General features: G+C 37.5%; 14 protein-coding genes. 6 read left to right on the forward strand and 8 right to left on the reverse strand.

Going from position 1 to position 16,227, the window contains the following annotated elements:
- Positions 1-4 precede the first annotated feature (4 nt).
- Both RT723_RS09680 and RT723_RS09685 read left to right on the forward strand, forming a co-directional pair.
- On the forward strand, positions 5-1,147 hold the full coding sequence (locus RT723_RS09680; protein ID WP_315946866.1) for a hypothetical protein: 1,143 nt from the start codon (positions 5-7) through the stop codon (positions 1,145-1,147).
- 15 nt (positions 1,148-1,162) lie between these two features.
- A complete protein-coding gene (locus RT723_RS09685) occupies positions 1,163-2,092 on the forward strand; it encodes a hypothetical protein (protein ID WP_315946868.1) in 930 nt (309 codons plus the stop codon).
- A 79-nt stretch (positions 2,093-2,171) separates the two neighbouring features.
- On the opposite strand, the gene RT723_RS09690 is transcribed toward RT723_RS09685, so the two are convergent.
- The 7 genes from RT723_RS09690 to RT723_RS09720 all read right to left on the reverse strand — a co-directional run bounded on the left by RT723_RS09690 (position 2,172) and on the right by RT723_RS09720 (position 8,232).
- Positions 2,172-3,410: an ABC transporter permease gene (locus RT723_RS09690; RefSeq protein WP_252731593.1), complete on the reverse strand. Its 1,239-nt coding sequence runs from the start codon at positions 3,408-3,410 to the stop codon at positions 2,172-2,174.
- Positions 3,403-4,599 (reverse strand): efflux RND transporter periplasmic adaptor subunit, encoded by a 1,197-nt coding sequence (locus tag RT723_RS09695; protein ID WP_315946870.1) that lies wholly within the window; start codon positions 4,597-4,599, stop codon positions 3,403-3,405. Before RT723_RS09695 ends, RT723_RS09690 begins: the two co-directional genes overlap by 8 nt.
- A 1-nt stretch (position 4,600) precedes the next feature.
- Entirely contained in the window at positions 4,601-5,599 is a 999-nt protein-coding gene (locus RT723_RS09700; protein ID WP_315946871.1) for an HlyD family secretion protein, read from the reverse strand.
- Entirely contained in the window at positions 5,589-6,527 is a 939-nt protein-coding gene (locus tag RT723_RS09705; RefSeq protein WP_315946872.1) for an HlyD family secretion protein, read from the reverse strand. Before RT723_RS09705 ends, RT723_RS09700 begins: the two co-directional genes overlap by 11 nt.
- A 68-nt stretch (positions 6,528-6,595) precedes the next feature.
- The gene (locus tag RT723_RS09710; protein WP_315946873.1) at positions 6,596-7,267 is read right to left on the reverse strand and encodes an ABC transporter ATP-binding protein; all 672 of its coding nucleotides are present in this window, start codon (positions 7,265-7,267) and stop codon (positions 6,596-6,598) included.
- A 211-nt stretch (positions 7,268-7,478) separates the two neighbouring features.
- The gene (locus RT723_RS09715; protein WP_315946874.1) at positions 7,479-7,907 is read right to left on the reverse strand and encodes a substrate-binding periplasmic protein; all 429 of its coding nucleotides are present in this window, start codon (positions 7,905-7,907) and stop codon (positions 7,479-7,481) included.
- On the reverse strand, positions 7,882-8,232 hold the full coding sequence (locus tag RT723_RS09720) for a transporter substrate-binding domain-containing protein (RefSeq protein WP_315946875.1): 351 nt from the start codon (positions 8,230-8,232) through the stop codon (positions 7,882-7,884). Before RT723_RS09720 ends, RT723_RS09715 begins: the two co-directional genes overlap by 26 nt.
- Positions 8,233-8,513: 281 nt before the next feature.
- Between RT723_RS09720 and RT723_RS09725 the strand changes: the two genes are divergently transcribed.
- The 4 genes from RT723_RS09725 to RT723_RS09740 all read left to right on the forward strand — a co-directional run bounded on the left by RT723_RS09725 (position 8,514) and on the right by RT723_RS09740 (position 14,854).
- Positions 8,514-10,229: a DUF4856 domain-containing protein gene (locus RT723_RS09725; RefSeq protein ID WP_315946877.1), complete on the forward strand. Its 1,716-nt coding sequence runs from the start codon at positions 8,514-8,516 to the stop codon at positions 10,227-10,229.
- A gap of 87 nt (positions 10,230-10,316) precedes the next feature.
- The gene (locus RT723_RS09730) at positions 10,317-11,555 is read left to right on the forward strand and encodes an imelysin family protein (protein ID WP_315946879.1); all 1,239 of its coding nucleotides are present in this window, start codon (positions 10,317-10,319) and stop codon (positions 11,553-11,555) included.
- Entirely contained in the window at positions 11,555-13,798 is a 2,244-nt protein-coding gene (locus RT723_RS09735; RefSeq protein ID WP_315946881.1) for a TonB-dependent receptor family protein, read from the forward strand. Before RT723_RS09730 ends, RT723_RS09735 begins: the two co-directional genes overlap by 1 nt.
- Before the next feature lie 81 nt (positions 13,799-13,879).
- A complete protein-coding gene (locus RT723_RS09740; RefSeq protein ID WP_315946882.1) occupies positions 13,880-14,854 on the forward strand; it encodes a sterol desaturase family protein in 975 nt (324 codons plus the stop codon).
- 170 nt (positions 14,855-15,024) lie between these two features.
- Here RT723_RS09740 and RT723_RS09745 read toward each other — a convergent pair whose 3' ends face one another.
- Entirely contained in the window at positions 15,025-15,996 is a 972-nt protein-coding gene (locus RT723_RS09745) for a DUF2971 domain-containing protein (protein ID WP_315946883.1), read from the reverse strand.
- Positions 15,997-16,227: the final 231 nt, after the last annotated feature.

Below are 16,227 nucleotides of genomic sequence, written 5' to 3' on the forward strand. Positions count from 1 at the left end.
AAACATGAAACTATTATTCACAACATCCGCATTAATTTTTATTATGTCTGTTGCGGGTTGTTCAAGTACTGCGAAAATAAAATATCCAGAACAACAAACAAATGTTTCTCAAACTAACACAGGTAATTCAAAACTCATTACCGCCAAATCTGCTTATCAATTCGAAGACAAAGATATTGAAGTCCCGAGTAATTTTAATGTGCAAGGGATTAACAGTTGTACCTTTGATATAGATAACGAGTCTGATGATTGCCCGTTAAAAAAACCTATCGTTAGAGTTTATTTTGCAGGCAATAACAGCGCTAGCCAAAAACCAGAAGAAAAACGCGTTTTAGAAGCGTTAAACAATAAGACCCTTGGCCTAATGTTTGAAAGCCAATTAGCTGGCATTAATCGGTTTAGAATTGTGACGCAAGACGAGGTGACCGCTCAAGAAATGGCCAGTCAAATGAAAGATCAATCAGCAAAAACCCTAGCTAACGTCATGCGAAATAACAAAACCTTACGCCCTGATTATCTGTTAAAAATTGATACCGTCAAAACCGCAGATCGTTTTTATGCGGAATATAACGGCTTGGCAAAATATGAAGTAGAGTTAACTGTGAGTGTGATTGACCCATTCACAAAAGAAAAATTGTCTTACCCGAACATTGGAAAAATACGTATCAAGGGTACCGACGTAAAACAAAAACAAGAGCTTGTTTACACAGAAGTTAATGGCAAATATTACACCGGATTTGATTACACAAACCCTGACAATATTAATGCCGTATTTAGTAAAATGGCTTCAAAAGCATTTGATGTCATGTTATCCAGAATGTTAACGGAAATGCCGGTGTCAGCTCAAGTTACAGGATTAAGAGGCGACCAAATAACGTTAGACCGTGGCCGAAATGCAGGCGTATTATCCGATGATACCCTTATATTATTTAAATACGACGGAGGGTTTGTTGATCCTATCGCTGTAGCCGTAGCAAAACCATCTTCAGAAAGTGCCATAGCTAAAATAATAAAATGGAAAAAGTCTGACATCGCGACTGACTTAAAACAAAAGTCTGCAAATGGGATTTACCGCCCGAGTAACAACGAACAAATATTTGCCGTATCCGTTGGTTTACCAAGCTCATATATAAAAAATAAAATGTAATTTGAGACCATGACTATGATGAAACAAACACTTTTATTGGTTTTATTTTCTTTTGCCTTACCAGGACATGCCCATACGGAAGAGGTTAAATTTAGTTATGCTAAGTTGAATAAAGAATTAACCCTCTCTGGAGCGTTATGCACTTATGGACGCAAGTCGAAACAAAAACTTCCCGAGTCTGTAATTAGTCATATCCATAACCATGTTAAAGATCAAAACAAAAACTTTATTGACCAAATAAGAGACATCAAAACCGGAATGTTTGGCAGGCGTTTGAACACGGCAGAATTAGCGGTGATGTATCAGTTAACCGATAAGCACTTAGAGCTAGACTATTATTTTGAAGGTAATAGTGCCTGTGTTAACTTTCAAGCAAGATTAGAGTTAGACTTTAATGCAGATGCTAATATGTATTTTAACTTTGCTCAGCCTGCCTCATGGACGTTTATGGCTAAACGCAATGACCTAGCTGATATCAATCAAGCCATGAAGTTAATTTATCCAAAGGTTAGTTTGTCTGAACAAGATTTATCAGCTGCAACTCAATCCTATTTAATTGAATTATCCCAAGTCAGTGACAACTATGCGTTATATAAATTTGATGCACAAGGTTATACGTCATCACAATCAGTGCAATTAAATACCTTTTATGTTGAAGCACCTGCGCCTTATAAAGCGGCGATGACCGATTATTTAACCAGTTACCAATACAGCACTTTAGTTGATAAAAACCAAGCGAACTGGCAAATCACAGTGAACCCGGTTAAGTCTGCTCAAAATTTACTATTTACCGTTAGTTACCAATCCAAAGACGATCAAAATAAACAAGTGAATAATGACCCAGATGCGTTACCGCAGATAGTCACTAATAACCAACAAGAGTTAAAAAACCTTATTTTATTGCATTTAGAAATGATGGAATTTGTCAACGTATTACAAAAATAATTAAACCAGCCTAAAGCACTAAACAAAAAAAAACGGGTTCTTATAACCCGTTTTTCACTCTAATTTATTACATGTCATTTTAATCTGAATGTAATGCTTCAATAGGATTTAACTGAGAAGCTTTGATTGCGGGAAATGCACCAAATGCAACCCCTACTACCATACAAATAGTCACTGATAAAAAGATAGCCCACAACGACCAAGTCACAGCCCAATCAGAGTAAAACCCTATCACTTCTGACAATAACAAACCAAATACCACACCCAAAACGCCCCCCATTAATGAGATAACAAAACTCTCGGTGATAAACTGCATTTTAATATCTTGTCTGGTTGCGCCAACGGCACGTAACAACCCTATTTCTTTAGTACGTTCCAATACATTGGCTAACATAATATTCATGATGCCAATTCCACCAACCAATAAAGAAATACCGGCGACACATGCCATAACAATATTGAATATCTGCTGGGTTTGTTTTTGTTGCGCCAATAACTCTGATGGAATGATCAATTGATAATCTTCAGTTTCACCATGACGCAACTTTAATAATTGCACGACTGCTTTCGCCGCTGACACCGGATCGTACTGTTCATTTACGGCAAGCTTGATTACGTCTAGTTCACTCGCTAAACGGCCTTTATCTAGCTTTTTAAGGCTGGTGCTTAAAGGGATAAATACGGTATTCCTATCCCCGCCAAGTTTTACACCTTGGAAATCGTCTTTATTAATCTGGGCATTTTGTAACACGCCAACAACTTCCAACCATAAATGATTAAGCTTAACAAATTGACCTATTGGATCTTGAGTTGGAAACAAGGCTAACGCGGCGTCTTCACCAAGCACCGCGACTTGTTTAACATTGATGTTGTCGTCTTGGTTTAGTGCGCGACCTTGTTTAAAAGATAAATTGGCCAAGTCGAAATACGTAGGACTGACCCCCATCGCTTTCGCACCGGACTTACCTGAGTCGCTGTATAACGAATACACTTTAATATTCTTTTGTGCGCTATAACCCGTCACAAAAGGTAATGTAGCTCTTGCCGCTTCTACATCAGAAAATGTTAATCCTAATGATTCTTGGCGTAACTCTTTCAATTCTTGATTGGAGTATTTTTTACCTTCGATAATAAGATTATGCAATCCCATCGAATCTATTAATTTTAAAGCTTCTTTTTCAGCCCCTTCACCAATATTTAACATGGCTATGACAGCGCCAACACCAAAAATCATCCCTAACAAGGTTAATAATGTTCTTAGTTTTTGCGCGGCTAATTCGTTTATGGCGTCCCAAAACAATGGCATTAACTTATCCATTTATATTCTCCTCTACCGTTGATAATGCTATTGCATCACCAACAGAAATCCCTTGAGTTACTTCAACAAAGTATAAATTTTTAACACCGGTTTTAACCACTTGTTTTTGAAAACTCCCGTCCTTTTTAACATAGACATAATTGACACCATCATCACTATGAATGGCTTGTAACGGTACCGTCAGTTTGGACTCTAATTTATCCACTAATATACTGGCACTCAGTTTCCTGCCAGGTATGAATTTACTGTTGCTACTAGCATCTACATTAACGATAACTTCAAAATATTTAGTTGGGTTGCCTCGTTCTATCGTGCGGGAAAAGCCAGAAACTTCTTTAACAACACCATCAAATTCCTCGGTAGGAAAGGCATCAAGCCTTAATGTAACCACTTGGCCCTGTGCTAGGCCAATGGCTTCTTTATCTAATACAAAGACCTTAGCTTGCATCTTGCTTAAATCTGGAATTTTAGCGATAGCATTACCAGGGAATACGGTTTGTCCTATGCTTGGCTTTTCTCCACGCCAATTTTTTTCGTAAACCAATAAGCCATCGTATGGCGCTCTGATCTCAAGCTTCACTAAAGCATCTTGGTGCTGTTTGTATTTAGCCAAGTGCCCTTGCTTTTTGATATCGATAACTTCAATAGCGCCTTTGCTTTGGTTATCAACACTGAGTTTTTTCCAGTCTAAAAATTCGTCTTTAGCCCCCAAAAAGTCAGTGTTTTGCATTTGATCTATGATCTGTAATTTAGAGTACAAACGTATGTCGTCAATGTTAAAATTTTGAGCGAATTCAAACTCTTCTGACACTAAGTTTTTTTCACTTAACACTTCGGATTGCTGCTGGATCTGCTGCGATTTGGTTTGTATTAAATCGCGCTCCAACAACATCATGGCTAGTTCTTCTTTTCTGCTATCCAAAGTCAGTTGCTCGCCATCAAACATAGCCACAAGGTCACCTTTTTTAACTTCAATAAACTCTTGAGCTAACCATGCTATGGTCATTGGCATACGGCCAGGGGATGTTATGAGTTCAGCTTGAGCCGCTTCCAGTTCACCTTGAGCTGGTACTAAAATGGAAAACGTTTTTTGCTCGACGATATAAACGGTTTCTTGCAATTCAGGTTCGGCACAGGCGTTTAAAAATAACAACATCAAGGTGATAAAGCTTAGTTTTAACAACGTCATGTTATTGTGCCTCACTCATGTTATTAATGACTTCTACCTTAGTTTGCATACCTGGCCTCATCAATTTAGGGTCAATGGTGTCTAACTGAATAAATGCATCAAAAACAACCTTAGGGTTTTGATTAGACTTAGAACGATAAGATTGCCCTAATGCGCTAATTTCACCCATAAAAGGCAATTCAGGATAAGAATCCAACATCACTTTTACCTTACTGCCCACACCTAATTTAGCGCTGTCAGGTTCATCAAACTCAGCTCTCACTGCCATTTTATCTAACGATGGTATGGTTAATATACTTTGACCTTGCCATAAGGTTTCACCCACAGCTGGCTTTTCTCCGTCGTGATTTGTGACATACATAACAACGCCAGACTTTGGTGCTTTAATAGATAAACGTTTAATGTCTGTCTGAATCTCTTCCACTTTTGCCGTTAAGCTGCGAATTTTACTTTGCGAAACAACATTATTAACTTTACGACTCGTTTTAAACTGCGCTAACTTTTGCTGCGCTTGTGCCAATTTACTGCTGGCAATTTCAAATTGTTTTTGTTGTTTTTTTCGGTCAATCTCAGATGTGGCGGCGTCGACTATTTCTGATTTACGTTTTTCTTTGTCATAAAACATATTGGCTTCGGCTAGGGATAGTTTTAAGTCTTCCCCTTTTTGGTCTTGCGCTAACTCTTCTTGCTCTTGTTCTTTGATTGCGGCATCTAATGAACTTTGTTTATCAAGCAATTTATTGCGCAAGTCTTGTCCATCTAATCGAACCACTAAATCGCCTTTGTTAACTTGGCTATTTTCTTTGATCAGATATTGTAATTTGTATTGCCACATCCCGTTTACACTTGGCGGGGAGATCGTTGCACTGTCTAACGAAATTAACTCGCCTGTTGCACTAAGCGGCTTTTCATCTGCAATGTTATTATCTTGTCGCTGAACCTTTTCTGAACAAGCCGCTAACGTTAAAACACTAATTAAAATACCAATTTTATTTATCATTGGCGGTCTCCTTGTTAACCAAGACTCTGACACTCATTCCCGGTAACAATGTTTGCTCAGGCTGTTTATCAAATGTAATTTTTATCAAATAATAAGCGCTATCACTCCACTCTTCTTTTTTCTCAGATTGGCTGGCAACATACGACACTTTGCCTGAATAACTGCTTTCCGAAAATGCATCTAGGGTTAACGTGGCTTTATCGCCTAAGGCGACTTTATTGGCGTCAATTTCATGTAACCAAGCTTCAACTTCAAAAGAGTCCTGTCCCTGAACTAGCATAACGTTCATTGACGCTTGCACCATTGAACCAGGTGCTATTTTTTGGCCGTTCCATGGATGCATCATATGAGTCACAGGTCCTGAGAACTTGGCTTTTACCGCCACCTTTTCTAACATGGCCTGCTGATACGATATATTCTCTTTTAGTTTTAATATTTCTATATTCTGTTTTTCTAAACCGGTGATCTGTTCTTGTTTTTTAACTTCGTAAGTTTGTTCTGCTTTAATTTTATTAAATAACGCTCGTTCTAAGGTGACTTGGTATTGACCTTTATCGTATTGACTGACTTCGGCACTGGTGATTTCAGCTTCTATTCTCGCCTTTTCTACTTCTAATAGGGCAACGTCTAAGTTACCTTTTGCTTCAATAACGGCTTGCTCTAAGTCTAAGGTTTGTTTTTCTAAAACCAGTAATTCAGATTCAAGTCTTTCTTCATCTTGTTGTATTTGAGTTTGGATTGAACCTGAATCAAACACTGTCACTAAATCACCTTCTTGTGCGACTTTGCCTTCTTCTAACATCCATTGAACTTGGATTTGCCATCGGCTCGTTTTGGGAGCGGTGATCACTTGTTGTTTAGCCGACGTAATTTGCCCTGTGATCAATATGGGTGAATTAGCAAAAGCTAAAAAAGGAAAAAGACTCATTGTGAGGAAAATACTTGTTCGATTCACAACTTTGTTTATTAAGCGGTTTACCATCATAGCTCCCTGCATTAGTCTTGCTCACTTATTACTTTACCGTCGCGCATCCTAACGACTCGCTGTGCATACTGAGCGATATCATCTTCATGCGTCACCATAACTATGGTTTGCCCTTGCTGATGTAAATCAGTTAACAATTGCATGATCTCATAGGAGGTTTTACTGTCTAAATTGCCTGTTGGTTCATCTGCTAATATAACGGTTGGTTTGTTAACCAGAGCTCTAGCAATCGCTACTCGTTGTCTTTGCCCGCCAGACATTTCATTTGGCTTATGGTACATACGATGTTCTAAACCAACCAACTTAAGTAATTCAATGGCTCTTTGATTTGCTTCATCTTCGTCAACATCAGCAAAACGCAATGGCAGCTTTACGTTGCCAATAGCATCTAGTTTGGGTAATAAGTGGAAAGTTTGGAAGATAAAACCAATATGCTGATTGCGGATTTTAGAGAGGTGCTCATCTGACATTTTAGCCACATCTTGCCCATCTAATAGGTATTCACCACTGCTGGGCGCATCGAGGCAACCAAGTATGTTCATTAAAGTAGACTTACCTGAACCAGAAGTCCCCATAAACGCAACAAACTCATTACGTTGCACTGAAAGTGAAACGCCATTCACTGCTTTTACTTGCTCATCACCGTTTGAGAATGCCTTCTCAATGTTTTTTAACTCTAACATTTGATCCCTTTTATAAAGCCCAAACAACAAATTACTATAACGAATTTGCTAACTAATTGAATTAAAATATGTATTCAAAATAGGGTTAATAATAAACCGGATTGGGATTATAGCCAGATATAATTAAGGCGAAATAGTTGCAAGATGAGATTAAGGTAGCGTCAGTTAAACGGGCAATAACCTAGGTTAGAACTTGAAGGTCTTAACCTGCTCATTGATTAATAATCTTCCACTGAGGCCCATAATAACGTTCAGTTATTTGATCTAAAACGCCATTGTTTATTATGATTTGTACTGCTTGGTTTAGTGCCGGTATCTTGTCTTTGTGGTTTGATTTTTTTGACATTTGTAACCATTGTTCTTTATAACCTAAATTCAATTTCTTCTTAAAGTCGACCTTATCTAAACCATTGACCTTGTTTAATACGTAATGTAGAACTAATGTGGAGGCGGCCATGGCATCCACTCGATCATGCATCAGCATTTTTATAACTTGTTCATATTGGTTAACTTGCATTACGGTGAGGTTTGAGTCGTTGTCAAAACGTTCACTCAAATGAGCGCCTCGTCTAATCGCAATGGATATATCAGCCAAGTCTTCGTAGGTGTTTAATTCAATGTTTTTTAGCGACGACGGCAACCGACACTGTCCTAAGTTTTGCTAAGTAATCGACTAACTGAGAACGAACTTGTGACTTAAAAACTATTCCACCATCATGTTTACCCATTTCTAAACCCTGCCAAATTCTTGGGTAAGGCATCAAAATTGGGGTAATGCAAAGGTTAGAATACTTAGCAATTTGGTGAATGATATCAACATGCTCGCCCACCACTTTTCCTTCTTTATTTAAATAACCTAAGGGTTCGCTGTGGATCACATGAAAATTTAGACATTCATCTTGAGCTATTACTTTACTTGACGTGAGAAACAGAATTACAGCAACGAGAAAGAACCGTTTCACCACATTAACCGCCTAAAGTTTGTCAGAGAGTAATTTTTACCAAGAATTTGAGTATATGCATGGAAACAAGAAAAACAAACTGATGGATAAATAATAGAACAATCGCGAAATTTACATCCAATTCATATGTATGTTTATGCGCTAAAAAAACGACTTAAGATTATCTTATTATATTTAAAAACAATTTAACTATAAATGAGAACGATTACTATTTGCATTATATTAAAGGAGTGCTTAGAATATTAGGCCTAATAATGACCAAATACAATTAACTCGGTAAGCTGATGAAATTTCAAAAAAATATAATAAGTGCAGCAATTATTCTGGCAACAATGACGTTAACTGCTTGTGACAGCTCAGATGATGACAAAAACGTTGCACCTACTGACATTGCTTTAAGTAACAATAGTGTTCTAGAAAACACATCTAATACCGTTATAGGCACATTAAGCGCCACAGATGAAAATTCAACAGACACCTTCACTTTCACTGTAAGCGATGAACGATTTACGGTTGTTGGTAATGAATTGACGTTAGCAGAAAATACAGTATTTGATTATGAAACTGAACAGTCCATTGATATTGAAGTCGTAGTTACAGACAGTGGTGCCTTGTCATTTACTAAAACACTAACCATTGAAATTACAGATGCGTTAGATACTTATGCTTTTGACAGTAAATTTATCACTGACGATTCTAGTGTTTCTTATACCGGCCAAATTGCGCGTCATGCTTTAATTGCAGAATTAGCACACTATATTGGCAACGACTTAAAAAGTGAGTTAGATGATGGCACGTTAATGTCTCGTGATGCGGTCATTGCAAAGTTAAATAAATACTATCGTACTTCTGACTTACAATACGATAACTTCCCAATAACCTTTATGTCAGCTAAGCAAACATATATTACTGACATTTCAAGTTCGCCTAAAAACCTTAGCGGTAAAATGGCAGGTAACGATACCGGCGGACAACATAAAGATTGGAATGATGGAGAATTTGCAGGTTGGGGAACAAAAGGTTCAACAACGCCTGAAGGCCTAATTGATATCTTATTTGGCCAGTTAGCCGACAATGCAGAACAACACTTAAATGGTGTAGTGCGTCAATCAGTCACAGGTGATGACATTACTAAGGTCTATTTAAATAGTGACGGCACAGATCTTAAACAACTAATTCAAAAGTTATTATTAGTGGGTATCACTTATTCACAAGCAACCGATGATTATTTAGGTCATGAAACTGAAGGCAAGGGATTAACTACTAACAACATTGGCCAAGATGGCGGCAGCAAACCCTATTCAACATTGGAACATCAATTTGACGAAGGCTTTGGATATTTTGGTGCGACCCCGGATTACTTAGCTTATTCAGATACTGAAATTGCAGGCAAGGTAACATCTGATGATAACGGTCGTAGTGATTGGAACGGCAAACATGATAGTAATAACGATGGTGGAATCGATTTAACCTCTGAAGTGATTTTTGGCATAGCCGCCAATGCAGCAAAACGTGACTTAGGTACAGCATCAAATACCTCACCAACTGATTACACAGCTCAGATCATGAACGCCTTTATCTCAGGTAGAAAAATCATCAATGACAATGTTGGTTCTGCGTTAAGTACTCAACAATTAGAAGACTTAAAAGCACAAAGAGATATCATTGCCGACGGTTGGGAGCGCGCGTTAGCTACAACAGTTGTTCATTACATTAATGAAGTTCACAGTGATTTAAGCAAGTTTGGTACTGATGACTTTAACTTTGAAGATACTGCAAAACATTATTCTGAATTAAAAGGTTTTGCTTTAGGTTTACAATTTAACCCTTACTCTAAAGTTACCGATGAACAATTCCAGCAGTTCCATACGTTAGTCGCTGATAAACCTGTACTTGATTCTGAAGACAATGTAACGGCTTACCAAGTTAACTTATTAGCTGCCCGTGACATTATTGAAACGGCACTTTCACTGGATAATGAAAACGTTCAAAACTGGTAGACCACCCGTTTATTATTACATTTTATAAAACTTAAGCTTGGACTAGAAATAGCCCAAGCTTTCTTCGTATATAAAGGCTTAAATTTCGTGTTGTATATTAAAAATAAGTTGTTTGTGTTTGCTTTGCTGTTTTTGTTTTTATTAAGCGCTTGTAACCAAGAAACGAGCAGTTCTGCTGGTGAAGGTTATAACCCGGATAAAGATACGAATACTCAGTTTAATCAGCTTGCATTGATAACGAACTTAACAGATAACGTTATCTCTCCCGCTTACCAAACCTTTCTTACTCAAGCAGAACGTCAAACACAATTAGTGCAGGATTACTGCCAAGCCGAGAAAAATATATTAGACCAAACGGGTGAACAACAAGCTGTTTTAACGGCTATCGACGCCGCTCAAGTTCAATGGCGCAATACCATGGCGGCATGGCAACAAGCTGAATTAATGTTATTAGGCCCATTGTTGGAACAAGACGGGTTATTACGTAACAACATTTATTCATGGCCAATTCAAAACTCATGCGCTGTGGATTATGACGTTTTATATTTTCAAACCGGCGAGGTTAACGGTAAACCTTATGACATAACCCAACGTACACCTTCTAGAAAAGGCTTAGGTGCATTGGATTATTTGTTATTTAACCAAGATTTAAATCATAGCTGCGACGCTTCTTTTGCTCCTACAGGGTGGAGTAATCTGACCGATCAAAACAAACGAGTCGCACGTTGTAATTTTGCAACTGAAGTCGCATCTGATATTCAAAACAATGCAGAAATGTTAGTTCAAAAGTGGTTAGCATTAGATGGTTATGCCAATAAACTGAAACAAGCAGGAACAACCGGCAATGAATTTAATACAGAACACGATGCGGTAAATCGTATTAGCGACGCCTTGTTCTACCTAGACTCTTCAACCAAAGACGGTAAATTAGCCACGCCTTTAGGCATATTTGCCAACGAATGTGGTTCAACCGCCTGCCCGCAAACAGTTGAATCTAAATACAGCCAGAACTCGTTAGCTAACATACTCAATAACTTAATTGGCTTTGAAAAATTACTAACCGGTAACGGTGGTTTAGGATTTACAGACTATTTATTAGATGTTGGTGATGACTCCACTGCCACAGAAATGGCTAATAACGTGACTAATACTATTAACGCCATCAATCAAGTTGATTCCAGTCTGGCAAATGAGTTAACCAATAACCCGGAGCAAATAGAGCAGATCCATAACAATGTTAAAAACATTACGGACCAATTGAAGACCGACTTTATAACTAGCTTAGCTCTCGAGTTACCAGCCACCTCTGCTGGAGATAATGATTAATGAATACAAACAACAATAAATTACAAATAACGCTTGCACTCGTTACTGCACTGTTTGTCGTTAGCACTTTTGCTCAAGACAATAAAGAAAGTGAGCCCAAAGAAAACGTTAAAAAGACCACAACAGAATTAGTTGAAAGACTGCAAATAATTGGGCACAGCGACAAACTTAGAAAAGAGGCTGGCTCTGCTACCTTAATCAGTGAAGTTGAACTAGAAAAGTTTAAATTTGATGATATAAATCGAATTTTATATAACGTACCTGGTGTTAATATTCGTGAAGAAGATGGTTATGGCTTAAGACCTAACATTGGTTTTAGGGGGGCAACACCTGAACGAAGTAAAAAAATCACCGTAATGGAAGATGGTATTTTAATTGGACCAGCACCTTATTCAGCACCCGCGGCGTATTACTTCCCTATGATGTCTAAGATGACAGCATTAGAAGTATTTAAAGGACCTGCGGCCATTAAGTATGGACCTAATACAGTTGCCGGTGCACTTAATATGACGACTCGACAAGTCCCTGATAGTGCTGAAGGTATGATTGACTTAGCTTCTGGCAGTGATGGTTTATTTAAAAGTAAAATGTATTTTGGCGATACTATCAACAACTTTGGCTATTTGGTGGAAGGCATTCATTTACAAGCCGATGGTTTTAAAGAACTTGATAACGGGGCAAATACAGGTTTCAACAAAAACGACCTGATGACTAAGTTTCAATATAATCTCAGTCGTAATGGCCTGACACAACTGGTCGAATTAAAACTGTCATTGGCGACAGAAAAGTCCGATGAAACCTATTTAGGATTAAGTGATTTGGACTTCTCAGAAAACCCAAATAGGCGTTACCTAGCCAGTCAAAATGACTTAATGGATTGGGATCATAAACAGGTTCAACTCACTCATTTTATCGCTGCAGAGCGTTTTGATATCACCACTCGTGTTTACCGCAATGAATTCACCCGCTCTTGGAATAAAATTAATGGTTTTAAAGGTGGCTTATTTAACCGAGATTTACAGGAAATATTAAAAAATCCAGAAGATGAAGTGAACGCCCTATTCTATGAGGTGCTTACCGGTGAACGCGATACCATTCAAGAATACGAAAAAATCGTATTGGGTGATAACTACCGTGAATATTACTCACAAGGGATCCAGAGTGAATTACAAGCGTCTTATTCTGTATTAGGTTTGGATCACAAATTTAATGTCGGCGTAAGAATCCATAAAGATCAGATTAATCGAAAACACACTGAAGACACCTTTTTAATGCGTGACGCTCAATTAGTTTCCGACGGTTCAAGCACAGTTTCAACCACCACTAACCTTGAAAAAACCGATGCTACAGCGTTATTCTTAAAAGATACGATTAGCTTAAATGACTTAGAGATCACCTTAGGTGTACGTGGCGAATTTTTTGATTCTTTATATCAAAATCAAGCCGTGGATAAAGAAAATGACTGGCTTAAAAAAGAGACCAGTTTGTGGCTGCCAAGCATTAGTGGCTTTTATACTTTCAATGATAATGCCGGTTTATTATTTGGCATCCATGAAGGTTTTGTGCCCACCAGCCCACAAGAAAGCCCACTGATTGAAATTGAAAACAGTATAAATTACGAATTTGGTGGTCGTTTCAACAATGGCAATACTAAAGCTGAACTTATCGTTTTCTATAATGATATTAAAAATCTAAAAGAAGGCTGTTCGTTTTCAGCAGCAGCGAGTTGCGGAGATAGTTTAGATGAAGAGTTTAATGGCGGTGAAGTCGATGTTTACGGCGTAGAGTTTTCAGCAAGTCGAAACTACAGACTCGCCAACGGCTGGAATGCCCCGATTTCATTTGTGTACACCTACACAACATCAGAATTTAAAAACGACTTTCATTCTGATTTTCCAATGTGGGGAACAATAGAACAAGGCGATCACTTACCCTATTTACCACAGAATCAAGTGACGGTTAATGTCGGGTTATTAAGTAACAACTGGGAAATGGGTGTAATTGCACGTTATTTTGATGAAATGCAAGAAGCATCGGGGGATAATGTTTTATTGTCTGATGTGGTTATTGAGTCTTATACTGTGTTCGATTTCTCTGCAACTTATGACTTGGATACACACGGGTTAGTTTATTTCAAAGTTGATAACTTATTAGACAATCAAGTTATAGTCAGTCGTCGACCATATGGCGCTAGACCAAGTAAACCTCAACAGTTCCAATTGGGTTATCAGTATCGCTTTTAATTCCGTATTAGATATGCAGTTTTAGTTAGAAATGCAATGCAAATTTCGGTTTGCATTGCTTTATTTTAGGTGGTGTAAAACGTGTTTATATTGGATTTTTTATCTGCCAACATTCAGGAGCTTTTTAGCTTCTTTGATGATGCCAACAAAAGAGTCTTTTGGATATATTTAGTATCTGCGTTTATATTAGCTTCGGTCGTTTACTATCAAAAAAAACCTACACAGAAACCAAGTAATTTTTTTAAATTTGTTTTTCCTAAAAACATTTATTTCGCTAAATCCGCTCAGCATGACTACCTGTTATTAATCTTAAATAAACTAATCAAAGCGGCTTTATTTCCTTTAGTGATCTTTACCATGGCTCCTATAGCCATTTCGTTATCCTCATTATTAGAGACCATTTTTGGTCAACGTGAATTCATTGACGTATCACCTTTCACTATAATGCTGTTCTTTACGGTTGTACTGTTTCTGTTTGACGATTTCACCCGATTTTTATTACATTACTTACTGCATAGAGTGTCTTTTTTATGGGAGTTCCATAAGGTACATCATTCGGCTACCGTATTAACGCCATTTACTATCTATCGTTCACATCCTGTTGAAAATTACCTTTATGCTTGCAGGATGGCCATTACTCAAGGAGCTGCGGTTGGCATAGCTTATTATTTATTTGGGCCTACGTTAAAAATGATAGATATTTTAGGCGCTAATTTGCTTGTTTTTGTTTTTAACTTACTCGGCTCAAATCTACGCCATAGTCACATATGGCTAAGTTGGGGAGATCGCGTTGAGAAATGGTTCATCAGTCCGGCCCAACATCAAGTTCATCACAGCAACCTACCTAGGCATCACCATAGTAACTTTGGCTCAGCATTGGCTATTTGGGATAGATGGTTTAACACCCACACGAAAGCGTCAGAAGTGGAAAACATCACCTTTGGATTACCAGATAAAACAATAGACCACTCATCAGTATTAAAAATGTATTACCAGCCATTTAGAAATATTGGGGCCAGAATAGCGAATAAAAGACAGCAAAAAGAACACGAATGAGTGTTTAATTGGTATTTGAACAAAAGTATGTTTGCTTGAGAGAACGAGTTAAATGGACTTTGGCGTCCCCACCAGAGTCCGACAAACAGACATAAATAACTGTTTTAAAACAAGTTAATTTTAATAAATTTAAATGGTACCACTCACAGTACCACTATAATTAAAAATCACTACCAATGTAGTGACGCTTTATTTTTTAAAGGTATATTTGATTTATTAACCAATACGTTATTAAGGGTATAATCATTTAATAACAACCTCAGACCTTTTTCAGCATTAATACCCGAACTTGGCGGTAAGCAGACTGAAACCAAAGGAATTGGAATTTGCTCTTCATTCTCATTTTCTTTTTGATTGAATGAAACGGGAATATAAGGAATAAATCCACCATCAGATATACGAAACTCTCTTATCTGTTCTGCCTGACTTTGATTTAAAATAAAACAAACCCTCCATTCTTTTTCTTCCTTAAAAGACTTGTCCTTAAAGTGACACGCTAGCATAAACATACTTGCCGATACGTACCCGGCAAGTGTTCCTATACTGCCTTGCTCAATTAAATAAGTTTCATCAACCTTATATTTTATTAATAACTGCTCTAGTTCATCTAATGAATTATCAACAATAGTTTTCTTCTCTTCATCATCATAAATTATAGGCTTACCTTTAACCCAACTATCAACATCTTGACCAGCCACTTTAAACTTAGTTTTAGAAAAATCGAACTCCATACAATAACCGCTAGCGTTATTCGCATAAGCTCTCCACTGACTTAAGAGATCTTTTTCAATACAGAAAGATGTTACGTAAGGTGTGGCTGAATCCATCGTCTGAGAATAGTAAGTTTTTAGTAACTTTGACAGTTCTGCTATTATGGGATTTTTATGCTTAAGCATTCTATCAATTATGATAACCATGCCATTATCAAATTCACTTAAATCATTTAAAAAGCGTATATCTGTTGCCCACATAACACGATTTTCAATAATCCCCTGTATACCTTGAGCTGAAGTGTAATGATAAAAATTATCTGACATTTCGGTGAGCTTTGACAATTGGTCACTAATTTCCAATCCAATTTTTTCGATATCTAATTTAAGACCTTTATCGAATCTAGCAGAAGTGTTTTTAGTTTGATCCAAAGTTCTATATTCCTAAGCTTAAGATATATGTAAAATAATATCTGTCCCTATTCCTGTCCATGTATTTTTTTATTTCGCGGGTGTAAGAATTTCTCTAAGGTGGCGGTACTAGGCCTAAAGGCTCTAGAGATTTTGCCTCCCCCTCCCTTGTGTGGTTCTAAACTTAGCACAGCCATAATTAATTCTTAGCTTATAATTCAACTAATATACGTCCAGTTATCGGTTCAGTTA

The organism is Psychrosphaera aquimarina (assembly GCF_032461525.1).
Lineage (GTDB): Bacteria > Pseudomonadota > Gammaproteobacteria > Enterobacterales > Alteromonadaceae > Psychrosphaera > Psychrosphaera aquimarina.

Coding starts and splice junctions, on each gene's coding strand:
- RT723_RS09680 (WP_315946866.1), top strand. CDS start 5: ATGAAACTATTATTCACAACATCCGCATTAATTTTTATTATGTCTGTT.
- RT723_RS09685 (WP_315946868.1), top strand. CDS start 1,163: ATGATGAAACAAACACTTTTATTGGTTTTATTTTCTTTTGCCTTACCA.
- RT723_RS09690 (WP_252731593.1), bottom strand. CDS start 3,410: ATGGATAAGTTAATGCCATTGTTTTGGGACGCCATAAACGAATTAGCC.
- RT723_RS09695 (WP_315946870.1), bottom strand. CDS start 4,599: ATGACGTTGTTAAAACTAAGCTTTATCACCTTGATGTTGTTATTTTTA.
- RT723_RS09700 (WP_315946871.1), bottom strand. CDS start 5,599: ATGATAAATAAAATTGGTATTTTAATTAGTGTTTTAACGTTAGCGGCT.
- RT723_RS09705 (WP_315946872.1), bottom strand. CDS start 6,527: ATGAGTCTTTTTCCTTTTTTAGCTTTTGCTAATTCACCCATATTGATC.
- RT723_RS09710 (WP_315946873.1), bottom strand. CDS start 7,267: ATGTTAGAGTTAAAAAACATTGAGAAGGCATTCTCAAACGGTGATGAG.
- RT723_RS09725 (WP_315946877.1), top strand. CDS start 8,514: ATGAAATTTCAAAAAAATATAATAAGTGCAGCAATTATTCTGGCAACA.
- RT723_RS09735 (WP_315946881.1), top strand. CDS start 11,555: ATGAATACAAACAACAATAAATTACAAATAACGCTTGCACTCGTTACT.